Source organism: Plantibacter sp. RU18, assembly GCF_050613355.1.
Classification (GTDB): Bacteria; Actinomycetota; Actinomycetes; order Actinomycetales; family Microbacteriaceae; genus Plantibacter.
Genome location: NZ_CP159618.1, coordinates 43162 through 65413, shown reverse-complemented (window position 1 = coordinate 65413; position 22252 = coordinate 43162). Strand labels below are relative to the sequence as shown.

General features: G+C 63.7%; 21 protein-coding genes. 10 read left to right on the top strand and 11 right to left on the bottom strand.

The features are described from left to right. Positions 1–797: 797 nt before the first annotated feature. The 4 genes from ABMA10_RS00305 to ABMA10_RS00290 all read left to right on the top strand — a co-directional run bounded on the left by ABMA10_RS00305 (position 798) and on the right by ABMA10_RS00290 (position 3577). The gene (locus ABMA10_RS00305) at positions 798–1655 is read left to right on the top strand and encodes a hypothetical protein (protein WP_431031051.1); all 858 of its coding nucleotides are present in this window, start codon (positions 798–800) and stop codon (positions 1653–1655) included. A gap of 312 nt (positions 1656–1967) precedes the next feature. Further along, complete coding sequence (locus ABMA10_RS00300; RefSeq protein ID WP_431031050.1) at positions 1968–2666, top strand: DsbA family protein; 699 nt, start codon at positions 1968–1970, stop codon at positions 2664–2666. Further along, on the top strand, positions 2656–3216 hold the full coding sequence (locus ABMA10_RS00295) for a cytochrome c biogenesis CcdA family protein (RefSeq protein WP_431031049.1): 561 nt from the start codon (positions 2656–2658) through the stop codon (positions 3214–3216). Before ABMA10_RS00300 ends, ABMA10_RS00295 begins: the two co-directional genes overlap by 11 nt. 37 nt (positions 3217–3253) lie before the next feature. Next, on the top strand, positions 3254–3577 hold the full coding sequence (locus ABMA10_RS00290; RefSeq protein ID WP_431031048.1) for a PASTA domain-containing protein: 324 nt from the start codon (positions 3254–3256) through the stop codon (positions 3575–3577). Positions 3578–5197: 1620 nt separating this feature from the next. Here the strand turns inward: ABMA10_RS00290 and ABMA10_RS00285 are convergent. Further along, positions 5198–5797: a DUF937 domain-containing protein gene (locus ABMA10_RS00285; RefSeq protein WP_431031047.1), complete on the bottom strand. Its 600-nt coding sequence runs from the start codon at positions 5795–5797 to the stop codon at positions 5198–5200. Positions 5798–6153: 356 nt separating this feature from the next. Here ABMA10_RS00285 and ABMA10_RS00280 point away from each other — a divergent pair, with 356 nt between their 5' ends. After that, positions 6154–6597, top strand: a complete 444-nt coding sequence (locus tag ABMA10_RS00280) for a hypothetical protein (protein ID WP_431031046.1) — start codon at positions 6154–6156, stop codon at positions 6595–6597. A 43-nt stretch (positions 6598–6640) separates the two neighbouring features. After that, positions 6641–7249 carry a hypothetical protein gene (locus ABMA10_RS00275; protein ID WP_431031045.1) on the top strand — a complete coding sequence of 203 codons (609 nt, stop codon included), beginning with the start codon at positions 6641–6643 and terminating at the stop codon, positions 7247–7249. Between the two features lie 81 nt (positions 7250–7330). Here ABMA10_RS00275 and ABMA10_RS00270 read toward each other — a convergent pair whose 3' ends face one another. The 7 genes from ABMA10_RS00270 to ABMA10_RS00240 all read right to left on the bottom strand — a co-directional run bounded on the left by ABMA10_RS00270 (position 7331) and on the right by ABMA10_RS00240 (position 15283). Beyond that, positions 7331–7540, bottom strand: coding sequence for an Rv0909 family putative TA system antitoxin (locus ABMA10_RS00270; protein ID WP_431031044.1), 210 nt, complete (start codon positions 7538–7540; stop codon positions 7331–7333). Between the two features lie 176 nt (positions 7541–7716). After that, positions 7717–8436 carry a hypothetical protein gene (locus tag ABMA10_RS00265; protein ID WP_431031043.1) on the bottom strand — a complete coding sequence of 240 codons (720 nt, stop codon included), beginning with the start codon at positions 8434–8436 and terminating at the stop codon, positions 7717–7719. Positions 8437–8476: 40 nt separating this feature from the next. Beyond that, complete coding sequence (locus ABMA10_RS00260; protein WP_431031042.1) at positions 8477–9655, bottom strand: M23 family metallopeptidase; 1179 nt, start codon at positions 9653–9655, stop codon at positions 8477–8479. A 491-nt stretch (positions 9656–10146) separates the two neighbouring features. Continuing rightward, positions 10147–10269 (bottom strand): hypothetical protein, encoded by a 123-nt coding sequence (locus tag ABMA10_RS00255; RefSeq protein WP_431031041.1) that lies wholly within the window; start codon positions 10267–10269, stop codon positions 10147–10149. Positions 10270–10400: 131 nt separating this feature from the next. Further along, positions 10401–11423, bottom strand: coding sequence for a sensor histidine kinase (locus ABMA10_RS00250; protein ID WP_431031040.1), 1023 nt, complete (start codon positions 11421–11423; stop codon positions 10401–10403). Positions 11424–11720: 297 nt separating this feature from the next. Then, positions 11721–13136, bottom strand: coding sequence for a mechanosensitive ion channel domain-containing protein (locus tag ABMA10_RS00245; protein ID WP_431031038.1), 1416 nt, complete (start codon positions 13134–13136; stop codon positions 11721–11723). After that, positions 13133–15283 (bottom strand): adenylate/guanylate cyclase domain-containing protein, encoded by a 2151-nt coding sequence (locus ABMA10_RS00240; RefSeq protein ID WP_431031037.1) that lies wholly within the window; start codon positions 15281–15283, stop codon positions 13133–13135. The genes ABMA10_RS00245 and ABMA10_RS00240 overlap by 4 nt, the downstream gene beginning before the upstream one ends. A gap of 312 nt (positions 15284–15595) precedes the next feature. Between ABMA10_RS00240 and ABMA10_RS00235 the strand changes: the two genes are divergently transcribed. Genes ABMA10_RS00235 through ABMA10_RS00225 form a run of 3 tightly spaced genes read left to right on the top strand, consistent with a single transcriptional unit; the run spans position 15596 to position 18512 of the window. Then, positions 15596–17164 carry an MFS transporter gene (locus ABMA10_RS00235; RefSeq protein ID WP_431031036.1) on the top strand — a complete coding sequence of 523 codons (1569 nt, stop codon included), beginning with the start codon at positions 15596–15598 and terminating at the stop codon, positions 17162–17164. Positions 17165–17203: 39 nt separating this feature from the next. Next, the gene (locus ABMA10_RS00230) at positions 17204–17869 is read left to right on the top strand and encodes a response regulator transcription factor (protein WP_431031035.1); all 666 of its coding nucleotides are present in this window, start codon (positions 17204–17206) and stop codon (positions 17867–17869) included. A gap of 52 nt (positions 17870–17921) precedes the next feature. Beyond that, a complete protein-coding gene (locus ABMA10_RS00225) occupies positions 17922–18512 on the top strand; it encodes an NAD(P)H-dependent oxidoreductase (protein ID WP_431031034.1) in 591 nt (196 codons plus the stop codon). Here ABMA10_RS00225 and ABMA10_RS00220 read toward each other — a convergent pair. Then, positions 18493–19077, bottom strand: a complete 585-nt coding sequence (locus tag ABMA10_RS00220; protein ID WP_431031033.1) for a TetR/AcrR family transcriptional regulator — start codon at positions 19075–19077, stop codon at positions 18493–18495. The genes ABMA10_RS00225 and ABMA10_RS00220 overlap by 20 nt on opposite strands. A gap of 146 nt (positions 19078–19223) precedes the next feature. Between ABMA10_RS00220 and ABMA10_RS00215 the strand changes: the two genes are divergently transcribed. Further along, positions 19224–20411, top strand: a complete 1188-nt coding sequence (locus ABMA10_RS00215) for an NAD-dependent epimerase/dehydratase family protein (protein WP_431031032.1) — start codon at positions 19224–19226, stop codon at positions 20409–20411. A gap of 1091 nt (positions 20412–21502) precedes the next feature. Here the strand turns inward: ABMA10_RS00215 and ABMA10_RS00210 are convergent. Both ABMA10_RS00210 and ABMA10_RS00205 read right to left on the bottom strand, forming a co-directional pair. Then, positions 21503–21829: a hypothetical protein gene (locus ABMA10_RS00210; RefSeq protein WP_431031031.1), complete on the bottom strand. Its 327-nt coding sequence runs from the start codon at positions 21827–21829 to the stop codon at positions 21503–21505. 14 nt (positions 21830–21843) lie between these two features. Further along, entirely contained in the window at positions 21844–22026 is a 183-nt protein-coding gene (locus tag ABMA10_RS00205) for a hypothetical protein (protein ID WP_431031030.1), read from the bottom strand. Positions 22027–22252 lie beyond the last annotated feature (226 nt).

Here is a 22252-nt window from a genome sequence, read left to right as displayed (position 1 = left end):
GTGGCGATGGGCGCTGACTCCCGGCGCACAAGATGTACCGAATCTGCACGAAGTCGTCACGGCGGTGGGCCGGGATTCTCTCGTCGCACCGAGGAGTCCATTTCTCGCTCTGCATGCAGCGATCGTGTTGCTGGCGGTGGATGACGCGGCCGGATTGAGGCAGCTGGGCCACTTCGCAAGAAGCAGTTCGGATCCCACAACTCGGCAGGTTATCGCGCCACTTGCCGATGCTCTTCAGCTGCTCCAGAAGGGTGAGTACTCGGCGGGAGCAGACGCGCTGGGGCGGCTCGCCCTGGCAAGCCGACGGCTCGGAGGGTCGGACGCACAACGCGAGATCCTCGAGGAGACCCGGATCGGAGCGCTTCTGAAAGCGGACCGTTTCCTCGAAGCCCAGGCACTCATCGACGCGAGGCTTGACCGTCGAGTGTGCCGTCGAGACCTCGACTGGAGGCACAGCGCAAGCGCAGACGTACACGATGAGCCCTCCCCATCCTCTGAATGAGCATCCATGGCTCGCGCGATGCAGCACGATGCCAGGTGTCGAGAAACAGATGGGCATGCCTGGCGCGTGGACATCGCTGTCAGTCATCCGTCGGGTCGGGGAGTTGTCATCCGAATTGAGGCGTTCTCCCGTCTAATGACCGCTTTGGCATGGCCTCCGTGTTTGACTGCGATCCGATTCGCCGGAGACGGGGTTCCACAGCACGCTGGCGTCCTCTCGACGTCCGAGTGTGGAGCGTCGTCGGTGAGTCAGATCTGCGCCCACGAGGCGTTCTGCTGACCGAAGGAGCATCACTATGGATACGCCCACTGGCAAGAACAAGAAAATCGTCAACGTGCCCGCTCACGAAGCGCCGCCCGCCCAAGGCTCGACGCCAAGCGACGCAACGGAAGGGCCGGCGTGGACACCGACGCCTGAGGCGAAGAAGAAGGCCACCGCACGGCGGCTCGTCGCCGGTGGGCTCTGGGCGCTCGCGATTGCCGGGGAGGTGGCCGCGATCTTCTGGCTACTCAAGCAGAATCCAGTGAACATGATCGCCCTCATCTGTCTGCTGGTGGGCATTGGAGCATTCGCGATTGCCGGGTCGCTGCTGTGGAAACAAGCGAACCGGCTGGACCCGGCATCGAAGCAGGAGACCACGCGATTCTTCATCCAGAATCAGCTCGGTGCGATCATCACCGTGATCGCGTTCTTGCCATTGATCATCATGATCTTCCTCAACAAGGACATGACTGCGAAACAGAAAGGCCTCGCCGGAACGATCGGCATCCTGATCTGTGGCGTCGCCGTCGCGCTCGGGGTCTCCGTGGACTCGCCTTCCGTGGAGCAGTACGCCGAAGAGTCCAACGTCATCGTGCAGCTCACCGGAGAGAACACCGTGTTTTGGACAAAATCTGGGCAGGTGTTCCACGTCTGTTCAAGCGTGCCTGAAGTGAACAAGGAATCCGCAGACGGACAGATCTTCCAGGGCACCGTCGCCCAGGCGCACGAGGCAGGCAAGACACGCCTGACCTTGAAGTGGGAGTCCGAAGCTGTGAAGTCCTGCGGGTACACGCAGGCGCAGGTCGATGCTGTGAACGCTGGCAGTAGCAGTCCCGATCCGACAACCCTCGTCCCCAGCCCGTCAATGTCGCCAGCTCCTGACGCCCCGTAGCGCGCCCTCCCGCGCACACGCCTCGCGCCGGCGATCCGGCAGCTGTGAAGCGCGGCGAGCCGGTCGATACCCGCGGCCAGTCACATCCTGGCCCGATGAGGATGTCGCCCGCGCCAGCGTTTCACCGCAACCACCATCGACCAACGCATCGAGAGGCTCCGCCGTACGCATGAGTAAGCCGAGGCACCAGTCAGCGCCCCAGGGTAGAGCTGGGAAAGTAGCGAGCGGAAACCAGCGCACCATCTCGGGCGCGGAGGAATGTCGATGAATTCTCGGCATCGAGGCACGAGCGACCCGCGCCCAAGTCTTCGGATGAAGTTCGTGTGGGCGGCGCTCGTGTGCGGCGCCGCACTCATCGTGGTAGCCATCGTTGTAGGGCAACCGGCAGCCGAGCGGGGAGGAACCCGAGCCGGGAGCGACACTTCCTCGAAAGACCGGGGTTCTGCGCTCGATTTCTCTCGCCGGGATGCCGATGATGTCACCGCGCAGGGCAGGGCCGATGCGCCTGTCGTCATTATCGAATACGCCGATTACCGTTGCCCCTTCTGCGCGGTGTTCGATCAAGAAACTCTTCCCGAGCTGGTGAAGCGCTACGTGGAGCAGGGCAGGGTTCGCTTTGAATGGCGGGACTTGCCCATCTTCGGTGAGCAGTCTGATGCGGCAGCAGTTGCTGCGCGGGCAGCCGGTGAACAAGGCATGTTCTGGGAATACCACACAGCACTCTTCGCAGCCGCACCTGAGCGTGGGCACGCAGAGCTTCCGCGGGAAAGGCTCGTCGAGTTCGCCCGCCAGATCGGCGTTCCCAACATCGACCGTTTCACTGAGGACCTCGACAGCCAGGAGCTCGCACAACGCGTGCGCGCAGACTACGAGGAAGGCGCAAACCTCGGCATCTCAAGCACGCCCATGTTCCTCGTCAACGGAACTCCCATCGCAGGCGCGCAACCACTGGCCGTGTTTCTCGACGTGATCAACGCCGAACTCGCCAAGGCTGAACGGCATGCCGAGTAGGTGGACATCGGTTACAGGCGCATTCCTCGGTGGCGTCCTCACGTTACTGAGTCCGTGCTCGGTCATGCTGCGGCCCGCGTTCTTCACATCTGCATGCTCGAGCCCCACCACCAGGCTCCTCAGCCGCACCGCCCTGTTCTACGCAGAGGGCTTACTCATCACACTTGTGCCGCTCGGACTACTGGTAGGCGTCCTCGGCTCGCTCGTCGCCCAGAACCGGGCAGCCCTTGTCACAGGCGCCGCCGTGATCGTCATGGCGATCGGACTCCTGCAGATCATCGGCAACGAAATTCGCCGCGGCAATGCTGGGGACGGAACGTCCGCAGGATCGGTGTTCGTCCTCGGCTCCGTCTATGGGGTCGCAGGCGTGTTCGCGGGGCCGGTGCTCGGGTCCGTCCTGACGGTCGCAATCGGAGACCCACGGGCCAAATCGTCTGCGAAGTGGCGAGGGTTGATTCGGAAGTACTGGCGTGTTGGTCCCCACCTGACCGTGTCAAGATCACGCTGTGTGACGCTCCTGTCTTCTTTGGTGTGGTACCTAAGGGGTTAGCTGGAGTCGAGAGGAGCAAGCTCGTAACCTCGGGAACATGTCGTCGAAACTCACCCGTCTTGCTTCTGGTGTCATCGCCATGCTCGTTCTTGCTGGCTGTTCAACCGGAGGCAGTTCCGCACCCGACCCGACGACCTCGGCGAGCAGCCGGATCGAAGTCCCTGACGTCGTCGGGTTGCAGGTCGACGTTGCGGAGGACCAGCTCGAAGTACTCGGCTTCGACGTCGAAGTGGAGAATCCAGAGTTCGACGAGGCAATCGCTGATGCGGATCTGATCGTCATCACGCAGTCCGTCGGACAGGGCGAGTACCTCAACCGCGGTGCAACCATCACGCTCACGGCCGACAAAGCACAGCGCTAAGACAGGGGCCGTCCTCGCCTCAGAGAATCGCGCGGCACGCGCACACGGAGCCGTCCCTGACCAGGAGCCCTAGCTTCGACCTTCTCGGAAGTGACGGGTCAGGGACAGGAAGGCGCATAGAGCGACATGGTCGCTGACGTTGTCGACGGCTAGCCGGACTACTCGCAGCTGCACCGACGCCTGTCGCGCACGGGGGCACTGGTTCCGGGGATGCGGGTTGTGAATCTGTGGGACTGGTTTCGCGACCCCTTCTCCCGACTGACCGGCAGATTGGCGAACATCATGTGCCCAACTACCCGGGACTTCGCACTCTGCGACGAACCAGGCGTCCCCAGTTGTGGTTCCGCACTGCCGACAAGCCGGGCCGATACGGGCTGAATCGGTCAAGCGGGCAAGTTGCTCTATGACGAATTCGAACGAGCGCGCACTTCATGTCCGCATACCTGAGACGCTGGGCAACGACGCTGCATGTCCTCTTACGGTGGGTGCGTATCTCGATGCGGATGGAGAGCTGATTGCTGCTCGCTGGCAGACCATGCAGGACCCGCAGCGTGTGACCGAGTCGTGTTCCTGCCGGAACGCCAACGGCACCACGCCTGTAGCGAGCACTCTGCAGATGCGGCTCGACTAATCGTCACTCCGAACGCTGTCCCCTCTGCGCGGGGTCGGGCATGCCGCGTCGACGACCAGGGGGTGATGCTGGCATCGTTGACTGCGCGACAGGGTGGATCACGGGATTGGGGTAATCGTGCATCGTCGCCGCTTGACACGACCCGTTGTGTGGGCGAAGGCAGTCCACTGCGGAAGTGGTTGCGCCACCGTCCGAGCCACGATGCGCTTGAAGGAACGGACAGCGGCGTGAGCGGAGCGGGGGCCCGTGCGGTCTGCGGACTCGTCTTGAGACTTCGGCGGCAGACTCTGATCCTGCTGCTGTCAACTAAGTGACGCGCTGGGCACGGGTAGATAGCCACTGCCGAGGGTTAGCTGCCATGATCATCGCACGGTGACGCTGGATGTGACTGAGACGGGAGGGGCGTCGTGGACCAGGACAACAACGCTCGTATGGCTGCAGCGCTCTATCTGGTGCGCGTTGAGCCCAGGGCCGCAGGGCCGTTCCGAACGGTGCTGCACTGGTTGGATTCCCTGGCCTCTGCAGCCCAAGCGGGAACGCTCTCGAGCGCTCGGACTGACGTTGTCATCGTGGCTCGATCGAGCGGAGTCGACGTGCGTCGAATTCCGGCCGCCTCGCTCGAGGAAGCCGAGTCTCTGCGCGCTTCCATCGCGCATGAGCTCAGCACGCGCACGTGCGCACAATTCGCAGCTTCGTGGTCTCTGGAAGCGTCCTCTGCCGGCGATTGAACGCATCACCGATGGCGTCTACACTGGCCTACCGGTTTGATTCGCAGACGCGAGCAATGATGCCTGACGCGCAACTGCCCGCGACTGTGCGCCATGAACCCGTGGGTTCCGATTCAGGTTGAGCACCCTGCCATGTCGCCGCGTCAGGCGCGCCCGGGGAACACCGAACCGTGAGCGGTGGCAGTGACGCTCACGGTTCGGAAGGGACAGGCCTGACCGACGGATCTTCGCGTGGTCGCTGCCTGAGATTGGCAGGGACTGTTACTTGGTGCCGCCACCCAAGAGCCCGCCGAGAGCCCCGATAACACTGCCGAGGACTGTCGGATTGTTGGCGGCCGGGCTGCTGGCCACGTTGCCGCCGCCTGTCACGCCGCTGAGCAGGCCGCCGAGAACGTCGCTGAGGCCGCGACTTGGCGCGGCCTCAGCGACGGAGGTCCCCGGTTTTTGTTTCCCGACAAACTGCTGCGCGAGGAAACTCATGACCACTGGTGCGAGCATCGGGAGTAGCTTGCTGACCAGCTCTCCGCTGATGGGACTTGCCGCGGCCGCGGCTGGTGCGCTCCCAAGCGCCGCAACGACAGCCGGCTTCTTGTCGCCAAAGACGTGGTCGACGATCTTCTCACCATCGACCGTGTCGACATCTGCGAGGGATACTCCACCATCCACAAGCGCAGTACCATGCTGCGAAATCGCCTTCATGATCGAGGCAGCGCCACCCTGCTCGACATTTGCACCCAAACCACCCACAAGAGCCGGCAGGACGTGCATCACTGCGGCCTCCGCTGTGCCAGAATCCACGCCGAGCTGCTTTGCGATATCGCCGATCGGCAACTGCGTGACAAGTTCTTTCAGACTGCTCATGACACCCTCTCTTCCAGCGTTGCACAGACGCAGCGCCACCCAGCCCAAACTAGTGTCGCCCGCCGCGCTTTGAGCGCCCACAACAACACTGGCAACTAATGGGGACGCTGGAACCGCACGCGACCTCCGCTTCCGTGGATACACAGGATGTGGAGGATCCGTCTGGCACGCTCCAGGCGCACTCGCTCGTCATGTGAGGTGAGTGCGAAAGCTCGGCGGGCTACTGGGTCTACGAACGGTCCGTGCCGGACGCCGGCGACCGGACTGTAGCCAATAGTTGCCCCGACGGGCCCTCGGCGTGCGGGGGAGAGAGGCGCGCCGTACGGTGATGAGCGTGTCGACGGCGGGGGTGCAAGATGTTGAGCGATCGGGAACGCGTGAACGGCGACTTGAAGCGCGTGCTTGATCATGCCGCCGCCCAGTGGCCGGGTGTTACGTATGTGATTTGTGTGCACCCGGTTGTCGCCGAGTTGCTTGACACGGACGAACTCATACAGCTGTGCCGGAACATTGAGGGTGGGATGTCCTACGAAGCCTTCCCCACATTCCACGGTCGAGAGGTTGTCACCAGCACCCGCGGCCCGCTGCGCTGCCATGCTGGGCGGCTGACGCGCATCAGGCCTTACGCCTCTGGCGACCGGGCAGAGATCGCGGACGGCTACTGGGTCCTCCTCGAGCCCGATGCCCCCGCCGTCGTCGTGGTGGGTTCCATCGACGACGTGTGTGCGACATACTGTCGCCGAGAAGGCTCAATGCCCGACGACGGAGGCTGTCATGCCGGTACCCAGACCTGGGGTTGAGCCACTTGGACGCAGGTCCCTGCGGGAGCTCGCGAGCGAACAGATGCGCGTCGCGATCCTCGATGGCACGCTGCAAGCCGGTGAGTGGGTCAACGTTGACGACGTCGCCGACTGGTTAGGCATCAGCCGCGCACCGATCTCGGAAGCCGTCGACGACCTCATCGAGTGGCGGCTGATCAGCGACCGAACCGCCACTCAAGCCCGCATCGCTCAACCCGGGTTGGATGACCGGACGGCGATTCTTCAAACTCTCGGCGCCCTCGTCGGGGGAGTCGTCCGTGTCAGTGTTGGGGGCTTGTCAGAGCGGGGTCAACACGATCTGCTCGCCCTGTTAGATCACACTGTCGCCACAGTGCGCGCCGCTGATACCGATGGGCACAGTCGAGCAATCTGGGGCCTTGTGGACCGGTTCATGCGCAATTGCCCGAACCCCGTCTTGGTCGCTGAAACACGCAACATCATCGAAGGATTGATCTACCGGGTGAAAGCTGCATCTCGCGCTGGTGTCATCGACTGGGCGGCGGACGCCTCGTCGTACGGGGGCCTACGGGCGGCGGTTGCGGAGCGAGACGCGATCGCCGCGGAACTAGCGATCGAGCGCATCTTCGGTCTGCCCGCCAGTGGGAGCAATTCGCCGCAGCGACGAGACTGATGCGTCAGCCCCGCATTCACGGAGTGGGCGAGGGGGAAACCGCTGGGCCCGGTATGACCGTCCAGACCCAGCGGCTAGGAGCTACTCGTTGCCGATGCGCTTGTCTGCAGCGTCCTTGGCGGCGCCGACCTGCTCATCGAACTTGTTGCCGGTCACTTTGTTGACCGCCTCAGCCGTGCCGTCGAGCACCTTATCGCTGATGTTTTCGGCCTGCTCCGATTGCAACGCGTCCTTGACAGCGTTGTTGGCGAGGAACTCCTTGGCCTTGCCGGTGACGTCTTCGATACCCATCGTGTTCTCCTGACTGTTCGCGCCCTCGGTGAGGGTGATGGAACCACATTCCCTGCCTGGACGGCCACAGTAAAGAGGCTGACCCGAACAGTCGCCAAAGGAGTGACGCGGCGCGTCTCCCCGAATTTGCACACACGCCGCGCAGAATCAGACGAACGCTGCGGGCGAAGCATGGTTCACGTGCGAACACGGCGTTGCAACAACAACGCCGTCGCCCCGATGCCAGCGCCTGCCCAGAGGAGCATGCTCACTGCGGCAGGTATCGCTGCACTCTCGCCCCCAAACGATATGAACGACCACATGCCGGCCGAGGGCAACAACAATAGCCACGTGGACCCGGCCGAGGGCTCTGCGAGAGCGACCGTAACCGGTATCACCAATAACCACCCAAGGGTCACCATCACTGCGCTGACGCGGTGGCGAAGGAGTACCCCGATGCTCACTCCCGCGCCGGCAGAGGCCGCCACAAAGAAGCACGCCCCACAGAGCCGTCGAAACTCGTCCGGGGAATCAAGCCGAATATCCAGGCCCCACGGGGCAAGGACCGGGTTCATGGCAAGCGTCGTCAGGCCTATGCCAACCGCGGTCGCAACCGCGAACAGGCCGCCCCACACGCACGCGCGAGCCCAGTAGGAACGAAGGCTCGTCTGACGAAGGGGGGCGGTGGTGCCCGCGACTGTGCCGCTGACGCCCGCGATCAGCTGTGTCAGCAGCACGCCAGCGAATTGTGCGTCGGCGCCTGGAGAACGGGCGATCAGCGCACCGACCGCGATCTGCCCCAAGACCACGCATTGAAGCGCGAACCATTGCGACCGGCTGCCGCCGAACCGGAACCCTTCGTCCCTCACCGCCGCCCCGAAGGATGCTGGGTCGGGGGACGGTTGCCGGTCGCTCATGTGGTTCTGCTCTCTTGTCGTCGAAGCACGGCGGTGGGTGCTATCCCAAGCGGGCGCCGCGGGCGGCCATGAATGGCTGGGCATCCACACGGGCACCGTCAACGCGCACCTCGAAGTGGGAGTGGCAACCCGTGGAAGCGCCGGTGGTGCCGACAAGCGCGATCGGAGTGCCGGCGGACACCGACACCCCCTCGCCCACCAGAAGCGATGAGTTGTGGGCGTATCCGGTTTGCGCGCCGTTCCCATGATCGATAAGGATCCAGTTGCCATACGTCCCGAGCCATCCTGAGTGCGTCACGACACCGCTGCTGGCCGCGACGACCGTTCGGTAACAACCGGCCCCGATGTCCGTACCTGAATGGAACGGGCTTGCACCCGCTGGGCGATTCGGCCGAGGCCCGAACGCATCTGTGATCGGGCCTGAAATCGGTGAGATCCATCCTTGGCCACTCGGCTGCCCGCCATCCTGCCCCCCAGCGCCACTAGCCGCAGCAGCCGCCGCGGCTGCTGCGTTGCGGCGTGCCGTTTCACCCGCCGAGTAGTCGGCTTCGGTGGCTGCCCGGTCCTCGCGAAGTACGAGGAGTTGTGCCTCCAGTGTTGCCGCGTACTCCTGTTGGTCGTCGAGCGTCGCACGCGCGGTTTGTTGTGCTTGCATGACCTCCAGCAGGGCTTGTTCGGCTGCGGCGTGGAGCGCGCCGAGAGCGTCTCTGGCGACGGCTGCTTGTTGTCCCTGCGCAAGAGCGGCATTCTGATCGGTTACTGCCTGATCGTAGGAGCTGTTGGTGCTTTGGGTCAGACGGTCGATCGTGGTCAATGTGTTGAGCAGATCGTCCGAGTTCGGATCCAACAGGATTGTCGTGGACAAGTCGGCGCCGCCGGATCGTACCCATGCGGCAACGAGCGCACCGGCTCGCCGAGTCGAGGTCGTTGCCCGGTCGGCGGCGCCGGCGGCTTGCTGCTGCAATGCATCCGCGCGGAATGTTGCCTCATCGAATGAGGCCTGAGCTGTCTCGTATTCCGTCGCGCTCTGGGCGACGAGTGCCTCAGCCGCGGCCACTTGCTCCTGCAACCCCTCAACGAGGTTCGTGATCTGCGCGATGTGGGCCTGTTTCGCGGACTCACTCGACCTGGCCTGCTCGACCTCCGCCCACGAAGGATACTCCGCAGCCGCCACCGGCTGGACGGCACCAAGGGAGAAGGCCAACATCCCCGCGATCACAGCGGCCGCGGCAACACGTGTTCGTGAACTGCCACTCGTCGTGGCCGTCGTCGCCGGTCGAACGGTTGGTCCGTGGTGATGCATGTGTTGCCGCCTTCGTAGTTCGATGGTGGTGTCGGCGCGCCTCAGGTTTCGCAGGAGCAGATGACGCCGAGAACTCATCCCCGCAATGTGTTTCCGGAGGCAACGCCGCTACGTCCAGTCGAACGATCGGGCTGATGGCGGTGCTGCGCCGGCTGCGGAGAATGGGTTTGAGGTGGTGTCGCACGTGAGTCAGCGCGTGCGTGAATCGACCTGCTGGTCTCCCAGCGTGCCGGACGGACCAGCGGGGCTGGCGAATTCGGTTGCATTCGCCAACTTTCGATACACACCCCGCACTGCGCGTGCACAGGGAGGCCGGTGTGCTCTTGCGCGAGAAGCAGTGCGCACGCGACGGCGAGGAGCGGCGGAGGTGAACTCGACCAAATCCGGATCTCCGGCGGGAAGGATCGTCAGCGGGGTGCGGACAGGAAGGCAACGGTGCCGACGATGCATCCGATGAGCGCGGCCCAGAGAACGAGCGAGAACCCGATCGCCCAGAGTGCCCCGCGGAAGAAACGCGCGCTTTCGCTCATCTCTTGTTCGACAGGCATGCGAGGGGCAATGGATTCGGTGATGAGTGGCGCAGGTGAGGAGTTCACAGTCAAGTCAGCTTTCAGATCAGGGGTAAGCGTGTGCGAGCAGATGGTGGGTGGATATGGGTGAGTTAGGCGTCATCCACAGGGCCAGGTGGGAGGGCGATCTCCACGTGGAAGCGGTCAGCGGAGCGGTGCACCACGAACGAACCCTTCAGAGCGTGGGCGCGAGCGCTGAGGTTCAATAGCCCCTGCACCGTTGAGTGGTGTGGCCGGCTCCTGGTTGTGCCGTCCGGCAGCGGACTCGACACTGACGCGAACACGGCTTGGTCTGCGGTGACGATGAGGGCGGTGTTCACCGGCCCCTGTCCGGCGTACTTCAACGTGTTGGTGAGTGCTTCGCTGAAAAACGACACGAGGGCGGTCTGGTACTCACCCGGCAAGTGATGGATGGACCCCTCGGATCGCGACACGAGCTGGAGCTGGTGGGTCGAACTCGCGCGAACGAACGACTCAAACACCTCACCCAGCACGCGCGGGTCATCGCCCTGCTGACCGTCGGCAAGTTGAGCCACAAGATGTTGCAGGTCCTCGACGGCTTGAACAGCCGCCCGATCGATGACCGCGACAACGTCCGCGAGTTCAGCGGCTTGCAGCGCATCCGGTTGCTGCAGCGTTTGGGCATAGATCCGCAGCGTCGTGAGATGCAGTCCGAGGTTGTCGTGCAACTCTCGGCCGAGACCTTGTCGTTCACGGCGACGAATCACGTGCCCGAGCACGAGCTCGCGCTCCACAGCAGCCCCGAGCAGTTCATTCGCTCGCCGCTCACCGAGAGACAACCGCCCATGCTCGCGCCCGTCCACCGCAATGGCCACAAAAACCACCAGCGTGCAAACTGCAACAAGCACCGCCTCCGAGACCCGGACCGCTCCGAGGGCCACGGACAGCACCGCATGCAACCCAGCAGCGGTGACCGCGGCACTCAACAGCCAGGTCAACCGTGCTGCCCGGCGAGCATGCGCGAACACCAACACCCCGAGCGCGGGCGACGCTGCGCACGACAGCAGCTGGAAACCAAGCAGAAGCACCACTCGCACCCGCGGCGGGAGCGGGACTGCCAGAGTTCCCGTCGCTGCTGCTGCTACCCCGATCACCCACCAAGCCGATACGCCGTCCGGCGCGAACCGCAGCAGTGCCAGCGGATAACACGCGCTCAGAACGAACAGCCCGACAGCCCGCACGGGCCTCACGACTCGCGTCCACTCCCGGAACGCGCCCGCCGACGCGCGCATGGCGGCACGCCATGTGGGCGGGCGGAGAAGAGAGGCACACGGCTCCAGGCTTTGACGCGATGTCACCCGTGCAGCAGGCACATCTAGCACTCTGAAACGTCGAGATGATCGCTTCCTGAATATTATGACGCATTATGTGTCATAAAGATAGTCGTGTGTTCAGGATGCGGGCTCAGTGGCGAGGGGGTGGTCGGGGGACTGCTGTTGCAGGGCCCGACGGGATCGGTCTCTGATCGAGCCGATGTCTTCGGCGAGCCGCGGGGCAGCCTGGATGAGCCAGTCAATGGTGGGTCGGTCCACCCGAAGGGCAATGACCGGGCTGGCAGCGACGGTAGCGAAGTCTTCTGGTTCTCGCGTCAGTGCGCTGTCGCCGACGCAGTCTCCTGCATCGAGGGTCATGAATCCCGGGGAGTAACTCCCGTCGGTGTGGCGCTGTGCTCGTCCGCTGACGATGAACCGCACGCTCGAGGCGATGGTGCTGTGCTGTTGGATGGTTTCGCCGGTGCCGTAGTGTTCGAGTGTGGAGGTTCGGGTGATGCGGGCGTAGTCGTCTTCATGGGCGTGCAGCGCGGGTGCCAGGGTGCTGACGGCCGCCTGCAGGCGTTCCGGTGTGGTCATGGGGTCGTTGTCGTTGCCGTCCAATGCGAGGCCGCGCCGCCTGGACGCGTACCACAGCCATCCCCGGTAGAGGGCGAGCGCGGTCGTTGCAGCCGAGGGCCCGGGCACCGGGAGGGCCACGGCGAAGCTGCCAGCGCCGGTGTAATGGATGTCTGCGCTGTGGCCGGGGGAGAGGAAGGGGAGCTCTGCCGCGACATCATGCAGGAGGCGCAGTACGTCGTCGGGCGGGTCATCGCTTGCGAACGCTACTTCAAAGATCGCCACATAGTCGCCGACGGGCTGACTGAGGTTGGTGAATGACGAGCCGGCGAGGGCGGCGTTCGGGACGACTTGAATGCCGTCTCCCGTGTCGAGATGCACGGCACGCCAGTTCACCTCCACGACCCGGCCGCGAACAGTGCCCGTGGCGATCCAATCGCCGAGTTTGAAGGGTTGCTCGAACAGCAACAACAACCCCGAGATGACCGAACCGACAGCGTTTTGCAGCGCGAGACCGACGACGATGGAGGTGACACCAAGGGCTGCGACAAGCCCACCGATGTCTGCTTTCCACACCCAGGAGAAAAGGATCACCAGGCCCGTCAGGATGAGAGCCAGGCGCGCCAACTCTACGAAGATCGTGGGAATGCGCTGTCGCCAGGAGCCGTCCCGTGCTGTGGCGAACAAGGCCACGTTGAACGCTGACAGCACCAGCAGGATGACCAGGAAACCGAAGAGCGTTCCAACGATCCGAACCCACGTCAGATCGGTGGAGTTGGCGGTCACGAGTATCAGCAGCGCGAGGATCGCGCCAACTGGGACGACATAGTTCCGCAGCAACCGGATGGGTTTGACGGCGGCGCTTGCCCGCCGGGAGAGCGCCCCGAGCAGTTCGGTGAGAACGATGAGCAGGACCGGCACCCCTACGGCGAGCCCGACCGCCCAGGGAAACCACGGTTCATTCCACAGGTCAGTCATCGCGGTACCGAACCAACCTTCCAGACCGGCTGTTGACCGTCGCGGGTGTCGACGGTGCCCGCAGGCTCGAAGGCGACCGTGTCCTGCATGCGGTCACGCACATGCTGGCTGACGAAGATGCCTGGCTGGCCGGATAGCGTTTGGACCTGGTTCGCCAAACTCACCGCGTCTCCCCACATGTCGTAGGCGAGACTCGTCCGCCCCACGAGCCCGCTGGTGACGGTGCCCGCATCCACGCCGATGCGCAGGCTCAGGTTGGACCGGTGCTGCGCATTGAAGCGCGTGACGGTTGCCTGCATCTCGATCGCGAAGTCGAGCGTGCGACGAATGTTGTCGACTCTCGGAACGATCAGACCGCAACTTGCGAGGTATCCTTCGCGGAGTGCCCGCACCTGCTCGATTCCCAGGCGTTCGGCTGCATCATCGAAACTGCGAACGATTCCATTGAGGAGGGCGAGCCCCTGCTCGGCCGTGAGCTGACGGGAAAAGTCGTCGAAACCGATCATGTCGGCGAAGATCACCGACACGTCCTGGTGGACCTCAGAGATCGTCTCCTCACCCTCCTTGTAACGCTTGGCCACCGAGGCCGGCATCAGGGTAAGGAGCAGTTTTTCATTCTCCGTCCGCTGTTGCTCGATGAGGTCCTGCTTCAGGCGAAGACTGCGGTTCATGTCATTGAAAGCGGTACCGAGATCACCGAACTCGTCCCGGCGCACATCCGGCACCTCGGCACCGTAGTCTCCTCCTGCGACGCGACGCACCGCCTGGACGAGCGCGCGCACCGGGCGCGCGAACACTTGCGCCAGGACTAATGACAGGAGCGAGATGGCCACTCCGATACCCAGCAGTGATAGCAGCAACGTGCGGGTGAAGTCGGTGACGGGCGCAAAAGCTTCCGTGGCGTCGATGCGGGCAACGAGCACCCATTGCAGCCCGTCGAGTTCCACCGGTGTGTACGCTGCAAGGTTCTCGCCCCCCAAATACCCAGGCCCGATGAGCGTGCCGGTCTTCCCCGCAAGAGCCGCCGCGACAGACGCCGTGTTCGACGGCTGAAGCAGAATGGAACTCCCGACCGCAACGGAGCGCTGCGCCGTCTCGGGGGGTGTGCCACTGTCGATGGCGCGACGCCGATATTCTGCAGGATCTTCGATGAGCAACCGAGAATTCGAACGCAACAGATGATCGGACCCGGCGAGATACACCTCGCCGGAAACACCCAATCCATCCTTCACCCACTCCTCATCACCGGTCATAATGCTGTTGATTTGCGAGGTCGGCAGTTGCAGCGCCATGACTCCGGTAATTTGACCGTCCTGCCCAACGGGTGAGAACACCCACTGCACGGGTGATCCAAGCGACGGGGCATAGGACTCGAAATCACTCAACGCCGCATAGTCCACCGCGTTCGAATGCAACGCGGCGGTGAACCCCGCGCCCAGATATCCGCCACTCAACGGCCCGGACAGCACATTCGAACCCAAATCGATGCCCTTGTATGCCGAATACACCACGTCACCTGAGGCGCTGATGAGCAGTGCGTCGTCATACCCGAACCGGGTGACCATCTCACGGAAGTAGTCCTGGTAGAGGGCATTGCTCGCCGACCACTCGCTCCCGTCACCCGCATCGTCGACCGCCACCGCAGCATCGAAATCCAGTGACGCATTGGTGTACGTCGCTTGCAAGTACCGCTCGGCCGCACTCGAGGGAATGTACGCACCTGAGTCCGGCGCGGTATTCGTGCGCGCCGCAAGTTCGGGAAGAAAGGTGTCCCGGTAGAAGGCATCCAAGGACGCCTCTGCTTTTGCGGGCAGTGTGGCCTGCTGCAACGCTTGGAAACCAGCGGTGAAGGAAGTCATCGCATCGTTCACGGTCGTCCCGCGGGTGTATACCACCAACGCATCCTGGGTTTGCTGATAGAGGTTCGTGATTTCCCGTACCCGCGCCTCACGAACGGCAGTCAGGCGCTCAAACACGGCAGCCCGCAACGATGCGCTCCCTGATACATATCCGATGCCGCCCGCTACACCCGCAGCCGCCAAGCTCGTCAGCAGCAACATCACCAACAACTGTGAGGTGATTCCGACGCCGGAGCGCCGGCGTCGTATTCCTGGACGATCGGCCTCCGTGGCAGATGATGTCGTCATAGGTCGCGCCTTCCGCTCTCACTCGCCTGCATTCCCGTGAAACTGGGCCGGAATGAAGATGGGCGGCACGACGACCCGAATGTCGTGCCGCCCGCCAGTGCGCCGACCGGTTCAGGGCGGCCGAAACACGAGCTCGCGATCTCCACCCGATGAGGAGATCGCTTCGTTTACCATCCCAGCCCGGGAAGCCTGATCCCCGCTCCGGAAGCCGACCATCAACCTTCAGGTACCCCGTGGAGTGCCCCAAGCAACACCCCTCTTCGCACAATCGATCCAGTCGCGTGAAGCTAACCCCCGGCACAATGCGCCAATTTGATACAGCCTGTCTCACTTTTTGGTAGGCTGGTGGCTTCGAGAAGAAAGTGGACGGCCATGTGGGTGGGATCTCCTCGAACCGTGCTTGCCGTGATGTGCGCGGCGTTGCTCGTTGTTGTGATCGATGTGACCGTGCTGCACACGGCGATACCGTCCCTCACGACGGCGCTGGGCGCCGACAGTGCCCAGGTGCTGTGGATCGTTGATGTGTACCCGCTGGTCGTTGCGCCGCTGTTGATCACCTCGGGGTTTCTCGGCGACCGGTTCGGGCGGCGACGTTTGCTGTTGCTGGGTCTGATCCTGTTCGGTGTCGCTTCAATGGGCGCGGCGGTTGCGCCGGATGCGTGGTGGTTGATCGCCGCGCGCGCGCTGATGGGAGTTGGAGCGGCAATGATCATGCCCTCGACGATGTCGCTCATTCGCGTGGCGTTCCCCGAACGAGCTGCTCGGCTACGAGCAGTGGCGATCTGGTCGGCGGTTTCCGCGGGCGGCGCAGCTGCCGGACCACTCATCGGCGGGATCCTCGTCGAGACGTGGTGGTGGGGTGCTGTATTCCTCGTGAATGTGCCGTTGTGTGCGGTGGTCGCTGGGGTCGCATGGTTCACGATTCGCGAATCGAAGTCCGAGAGCCCGGCGCTCTGGGATGGAGCGAGTGCTGGGCTGTCCGTCGTGGCAGTACTCACGTTGGCGTTCGCGGTGAAAGAGGCCGGTGCGGGGAAGAGCATCATTGCGCTGACGGCTGGTGTCATCGCTGTCGGTGCCGGGTTCTGGTTCTGTCGCCGGCAGCTGCGGACGGCCAGGCAGGGCGGCCGAGCCATGCTCGATATCCGCCTGTTCCGACGGGCGGAGTTCAGTGGTGCCGTGGTTTGTGTGATGCTCGCCATGTTCGCTGTCGTTGGCCTTGACCTCATGTTCGCCCAGTACCTCCAATTCGTGCTCGGGCTCAGCCCGCTAGACGCGGCGGTACGCCTGATGCCCCTGGCACTGGCGACCGTCGCGGGCGCGCTCTGCGCGGCACAGCTCGTAGGGCGGTTGGGGCGCCAACGAGCGATTGGTATCGGCCTTGCAGCTGCAGCCGCCGCGCTCGCGCCGCTGTTACTCCTGGGGGCGAGCGAGCAGGTGTGGGTGTTCTCGGCAAGTCTCGGGATTCTCGGGTTCGCGCTCGAGATTGCCTTAGTCTCAGCCAACGACGTCATCATCTCGGCCGTCCCCGCCGATCGGGCGGGAGAAGCCGCGGGCATCGAGGAGACCGCCTACGATCTCGGTGGTGGACTCGGGGTAGCTGTCCTCGGTTCCGCGTTCGCAGTGCTCTACACCGTCGGCTTTCCCGCCGTCCCCTCAGCCTCCACCGCCGACTTCAACGCAGCGAAAAACTCCATCGGTGAATTCGTGCGCCTCCAAGCGCCCCCGGGCACCGACCTCGCCGCCGCCGCCGCCGGCGCATTCATGTATGCCTTCCATGGTGTTGCTGTCATCTCGATCCTCATCCTGGCAGGGGCAGCGCTCAGTTCCTTCCTCGCCTCACGCCCGCAACCGGTGCAGCCTGCACCCCTCCATGAGCAGTAACCCCGCCCCGCCAACCAGGCGGCACCCGAAAGGAGTCCCATGCGAGTGTTACTCGTAGACGATGATCCGATCGTCCGAATCGGATTGCGTTTGATGTTCAGATCCATGCCCGAAGTCGAAATCGTCGCCGAAGCCGCCGACGGCGGAGAAGTCTTGGCCGCATTACAGGGACACCACATTGACACCATCCTGATGGACGTGCGCATGCGCACGGTCAACGGCATCACCGCTGCCCGAGCCGTGCGGACCCGGTTCCCCTCCGTGCGCATCGTCTTGATGTCCACCTTCTTGAACGACGATTTTGCCGCCCACGCAAAGAACATCGGTGGGGCGGAATTTGTGCCGAAAACTGCATCCGCGGACGTCTTCCGTCGAGCGTTGATGAAGGACGCGCCCGTGCAGCCGGCGGCCCCCGCCGAAGCGTCAGCGCTGCCCGGCCTGGAAACGCTCACGGTGCGAGAGTTGCATGTCGCTCGGCTCGTCGCCGAAGGCCACACCAATGATGGGATCGCGCAACAGTCTCACTTGAGCATCAACAGCGTCAAAACGTATGTGTCCCGAGCTCTCGCGAAACTGCACCTGAGTAACCGTGTTCAACTCGCCAACCTCATCAACCATCCCACGCACGCCCGCACCCGTTCCCGGTGCGCGTACGACCCGCCGACCCCGCCACAGCAACCACCTGACGACACCAGCGAAAGTTGACATTCTCGTCGCAAATCGTGCATCCCAACTGCTGTGATGATTCGATCAAGGCATGCGTACTCTCATGATCGTTGTCGGGGCCCCGGGTCCCAACAGTGTGGGATTCGCAGTCGGGCAATGGGTCGAGCACGAAGCCCGGCACTCTGACGAATTCAGCATCGACCTGGTGAAACTTGGCGAGTTGAACCTGCCGTTCGCGGAGGACGCGCCGTTGCGGGACGAGTCTGGGAAATCGTCACACGCGCGCGCGTGGGCGGCGCGGGTGGCCGCTGCGGACGCCGTCATTGTTGTCACCGCCGAATACACCAGGGGCGCCTCACCCATGCTCCTCAGCGCGCTCGGCTGCCTTGACCGTGAATGGTCCTGCAAACCCATCGGCCTCGTCACCTATGCCGGGATCTCTGGCGGGGCGGGCGCTACCGCCGCCCTAGCGCCAACACTGTTCGCGCTCGGCGCCATTGGCGTCCATGAGCGTGTAGAGCTGCCGCATGCTGAACGTCAAATCATCGACGGCGTTTTCTACTCCGAGGCTGACCAGGTCATCGCGTTGACCGCGCAGCTGGTTCAGCTGCGCGATGTCACCGACGCCCTCCGACGCCCGGCGTTCGCGGACACCCAGGCACCTACTGCTCGTGTGAGCTGAGCGCCCCCGTGCACAAGGTCACGACGATCGCATCCGCGATCTCCGACCGGGTCATCGACCGATCCATCGCCGTTTCCCATCCGACGTACAACACGTTCCAGTAGGCCCGTCGCATCCACGCGATCGGCAATCGCGGGCGCGGCCCCGCAACCGCCTCCAGGATCGGGTCGATCGGGTCGCCATCCTCGCGGAGTCGCTGCCAGAAGGCTTCATCTGCGCTGATGGCTGGATCCTGGTAGAGGAACGTCATCAGGGGGCCAATATCGAGCTGGTTCAGCGCGATGGCGCGCAGTCGTTCCACCGGGTCAGTGAAATCATCCGCGACCTCCGTGATCGCGGCGTCGCTGAGTTCGTACGCATGGACCGCAAGCGCGCGAATCAGCGATCCGCGCTCCGGGAAATACCGGTGAATGGTGCTCCTGGAAACGTCGGCGGTCTGAGCGATGTCGGCTAGGGAGGACTGCGGGGCCAAGGGTAGGATCTGCGCCGCTGTTTCGAGAATCGCCCGTTTCGTGCGCATGCGAGTCGGGCTGGCGGCCGTGATGGGCCGTGTATCGGGTTTCATATGTAAATGGTATTGCCTGTGCCGAAAAGCGCCAACCAGAGCTGGGACGGATCACCGTGTGTTCTCCTGGAAGCTGGGGTGCGTTCGTCAAAGGTTGACGTTCCCACCCAGCTACCGCGGAGTGTCGCTGCGGTGCGCATAGTGTCATGCGTATCACGGGGGAGGGAGTGGCCATGAGGGTGCTACTTACTGGGGGCGCAGGCTACATCGGCTCGAATGTGCTGGCGTCGCTTCGCGACGCTGGGCATTCGGTCACGGCTGTCGTGCGTAACGCGAATGCGCAACGAGCAGTCGCACTGGCTGGGGTGCAGCCGCTCGGCGGGGATATCGGCGATTCTCGCTGGTTGGTGGAGGTGCTCCGCGAACATGACGGCGCGATCCACGCCGCGGCAGCGCACACGAGGTCGGGTGTCGCGTCCGATCATGCGTTCGCGAATGCCGTGGCGACGGCATTCGCTGGCACCAGCAAACCATTCGTGCACACCAGCAGCGTGTGGGTGTACGGCTCGGGCTCAGCCATTGTCGACGCCGCCCCAACACTGCTCGAGAGCCCGTGGGCGTGGCGCATGGGCGTTCATCAGTACCTTCAGGATCGCGGGGTCTCGGTGATGACGATCACCCCCGGGATGGTCTACGGGCAGGGTCGCGGTCTTCCCAATGTGCTCATCGCTCATGCTGCTGTCTCCCGCTCGGGCGTCGTGAAGCTCATTGGCGATGGGACTCAACGTTGGATGAGCGTCCATGTGGAAGATCTCGCAGATCTCTATTTGCGGGTATTCACCGAGGGCCAGCCCGGCCGCTACTACCTTGGCGTTGCACCTCAAGCGGACACGGCTCTTGAGCTGATGCGTGCCGCGACTCGCACCGCAGGCATCGACTGCTCGCTGAGGCCCGGCGATGAGTTCGACGCTCTGGCGCGGTTCGGCGATGAACTCGGCGCTGGCCTGCTCCTTGACCAAACCCCGCACCCCATCCAGCGGGGATGGGATGAGCTTGCTTGGGTGCCGGCTGCCCCGTCCTTGCTGGAGGAGATCACGTTCGGGAAGTATCCAAATGGTCCGTGCCGGACGGTGAGGCTGCGAGGTCGGTATCTGAGCGTCAGCGCGATCGGTGTGGGCTGTCCAATGGCGGCAGCCCGGAGAGATGTGGTCGGCCGCCACTCACCCACGCCTCATAGTCATGCGACCGGCCAAGAGCGCACCAGCACGGGACCTGGACCGCCCGCGCACGTAACCCAGGGAACTGGGCAACGTGTTCCGCGGTGCGGCTCTGACGTGAGGGGTCCTTCTCTCGCACGCGCATCACTCCTGCTCCCTCCATGGCATCGCCCATAGCGAATCTGCCCACCGTACGGTCCGGCCGCTGCCGTGCACCTTCGTCGGCCTGTCCTGTCGTCCTTTGGTGACACGCAGCCAGGAATGCCACTCCAGTCGAATGGGCACGCAGTGGCGATGGCTGAGGAGCTGACGGGTTGTGGCGCCGACGCGGATGCCGTGGGCGAGAAGATGTTTCTGCCGTCGTCTGAAGAGACGGGTGGGCTGTCTAGCGACCATCGCGGATCTGGTGCGTGAGGTGCCCTGCGACAGGATCGTCAGGCCGGGACGCTTCAACAGGGTGAGGATCGGCTAGCCGAGGAGGATCGATGGGGGATGCCCGAGAGTCGAGCTCGAGATGGCACGCCCGGAGCCGCTCGGAGGTGAGATCCATGTCACGGCTGGATTCTGGTGCGCGCGAGGTGAGCTACGGGGAACAGAGGCTCCAAGTGTCGCGGCTGTAGTCAACGACCTCTCCGTCGACGAGGACTCTCCACGTGTCGGGAGTGTGAGTGCAGTATGCCCCGGAAATGAGTTCTGAGGTCCACCCATGGGCGATGTAGTTCCACCGAACGAGGTAGATGCGTTGCCCTTTGTTCAGGTTCGGCATCGCGATGCTGGCAGCATCGGGTCGACCGCTGGCGCTCCGGCCGTTGGGGGTGCTGATGCCAGTTTGGCGGTGTGTTCGATGCGTCATATGTTTCTGCCCTCATGTGTGCTGGTCAGGCAAGTTAGATCGTCTTCTGCTCTGATGGTGCGTGTGTTTCGAGCCTGGCGGCGCGCGGGCACGCCGAGGGTGCTGGGTGCTGCGCTGATACCGGGGGCCGACGCGCAAACAACGGTGGGAAACCTCAGGTGATGCCTCAACAGCCCCGGCTGGGGACGATGCCTCGGGAATGCCGACCGGACTCGACAGTACCGCTGGTGGGATGTTCCGCAGGAAGGCGTCTCGCAGCTTCCGTTTGTCGTTGCTTGCTGAAGCATCCGGTCCACCGCAGTGTTGCACCGTCGGACGTTGTCCACGAGCTGCTGCGCATGGTCTTGTGCGCGGCGGTAGGGGGTGGTCATGCGTTTGGAATTGGGGCCTCGTCGTGCGACTGCTGGGGACGCGGTCACTCGATGACGACTCTCAGGCTTGGCGGTTCGCTACCGAGCTTGCACGCGATCGTCACGATCGTTTCAGGCAATGTCGTGACCAGCAACACGGTGGCTTGGTGACCATCGTCTGATTCCACGAGGTAATGCTCTGCTTCGGTCAGGGCCCCATCGATCATGACCAGCCGATCCGACAAACGCTCGGCACGCACATCGAGCCTGTCGGGCAGCGTCCCAGGAGGACGTACCTGATCTCCGATGAAGATGTGGCCATGAGCGAGGACGCAGAGATCGGGCGCCCACGTCGTACGCTGATCGTTCTTGCGCCGGCTGCGGACGTTCACGCCGCTGGGATCGTTCAGTGGGGCGCCGGCACGCGCCTCACCTCGGTGAGGCGCGTGCCGGAGATCACACGAGAAATCCGTAGGTCGCGCTGATCAACGTCAGCGGCCACGATGCACGCGGGGAGCATCTCCTGGACCAGCGCGGCGAGACATGCGGGCCCCAACGGCCCCACGCGCTCGAAAGTGTGCTCGTTCATGGGGAGGTCTCCTTCGACGCTAGGTGATCGTGTCACGAGCTTGACACAAGCGACACACCGAATCTTTATTTGAAGCAAGAAGTATCAAAAAGTGCGTACGGAATGGGTCTTGCGCCGCCCTGGCTGAACCGCTGGCGAATTCGACGCCGACCGAGGCGCTGTCCAGGGCGCTGACGTGTTTGAAAGGCGGGGCCAGCCCGACTCATCCAGGCCGGTCGCCCTTCCG

Excerpts from the sequence above, each read along its gene's own strand:
- ABMA10_RS00305 (WP_431031051.1), top strand. The coding sequence starts at position 798 with ATGGATACGCCCACTGGCAAGAACAAGAAAATCGTCAACGTGCCCGCT.
- ABMA10_RS00300 (WP_431031050.1), top strand. The coding sequence starts at position 1,968 with ATGAAGTTCGTGTGGGCGGCGCTCGTGTGCGGCGCCGCACTCATCGTG.
- ABMA10_RS00295 (WP_431031049.1), top strand. The coding sequence starts at position 2,656 with ATGCCGAGTAGGTGGACATCGGTTACAGGCGCATTCCTCGGTGGCGTC.
- ABMA10_RS00290 (WP_431031048.1), top strand. The coding sequence starts at position 3,254 with ATGTCGTCGAAACTCACCCGTCTTGCTTCTGGTGTCATCGCCATGCTC.
- ABMA10_RS00285 (WP_431031047.1), bottom strand. The coding sequence starts at position 5,797 with ATGAGCAGTCTGAAAGAACTTGTCACGCAGTTGCCGATCGGCGATATC.
- ABMA10_RS00280 (WP_431031046.1), top strand. The coding sequence starts at position 6,154 with ATGTTGAGCGATCGGGAACGCGTGAACGGCGACTTGAAGCGCGTGCTT.
- ABMA10_RS00275 (WP_431031045.1), top strand. The coding sequence starts at position 6,641 with ATGCGCGTCGCGATCCTCGATGGCACGCTGCAAGCCGGTGAGTGGGTC.
- ABMA10_RS00270 (WP_431031044.1), bottom strand. The coding sequence starts at position 7,540 with ATGGGTATCGAAGACGTCACCGGCAAGGCCAAGGAGTTCCTCGCCAAC.
- ABMA10_RS00265 (WP_431031043.1), bottom strand. The coding sequence starts at position 8,436 with ATGAGCGACCGGCAACCGTCCCCCGACCCAGCATCCTTCGGGGCGGCG.
- ABMA10_RS00255 (WP_431031041.1), bottom strand. The coding sequence starts at position 10,269 with ATGAGCGAAAGCGCGCGTTTCTTCCGCGGGGCACTCTGGGCGATCGGG.
- ABMA10_RS00245 (WP_431031038.1), bottom strand. The coding sequence starts at position 13,136 with ATGACTGACCTGTGGAATGAACCGTGGTTTCCCTGGGCGGTCGGGCTC.
- ABMA10_RS00240 (WP_431031037.1), bottom strand. The coding sequence starts at position 15,283 with ATGACGACATCATCTGCCACGGAGGCCGATCGTCCAGGAATACGACGC.
- ABMA10_RS00230 (WP_431031035.1), top strand. The coding sequence starts at position 17,204 with ATGCGAGTGTTACTCGTAGACGATGATCCGATCGTCCGAATCGGATTG.
- ABMA10_RS00225 (WP_431031034.1), top strand. The coding sequence starts at position 17,922 with ATGCGTACTCTCATGATCGTTGTCGGGGCCCCGGGTCCCAACAGTGTG.
- ABMA10_RS00220 (WP_431031033.1), bottom strand. The coding sequence starts at position 19,077 with ATGAAACCCGATACACGGCCCATCACGGCCGCCAGCCCGACTCGCATG.
- ABMA10_RS00215 (WP_431031032.1), top strand. The coding sequence starts at position 19,224 with ATGCGTATCACGGGGGAGGGAGTGGCCATGAGGGTGCTACTTACTGGG.
- ABMA10_RS00205 (WP_431031030.1), bottom strand. The coding sequence starts at position 22,026 with ATGAACGAGCACACTTTCGAGCGCGTGGGGCCGTTGGGGCCCGCATGT.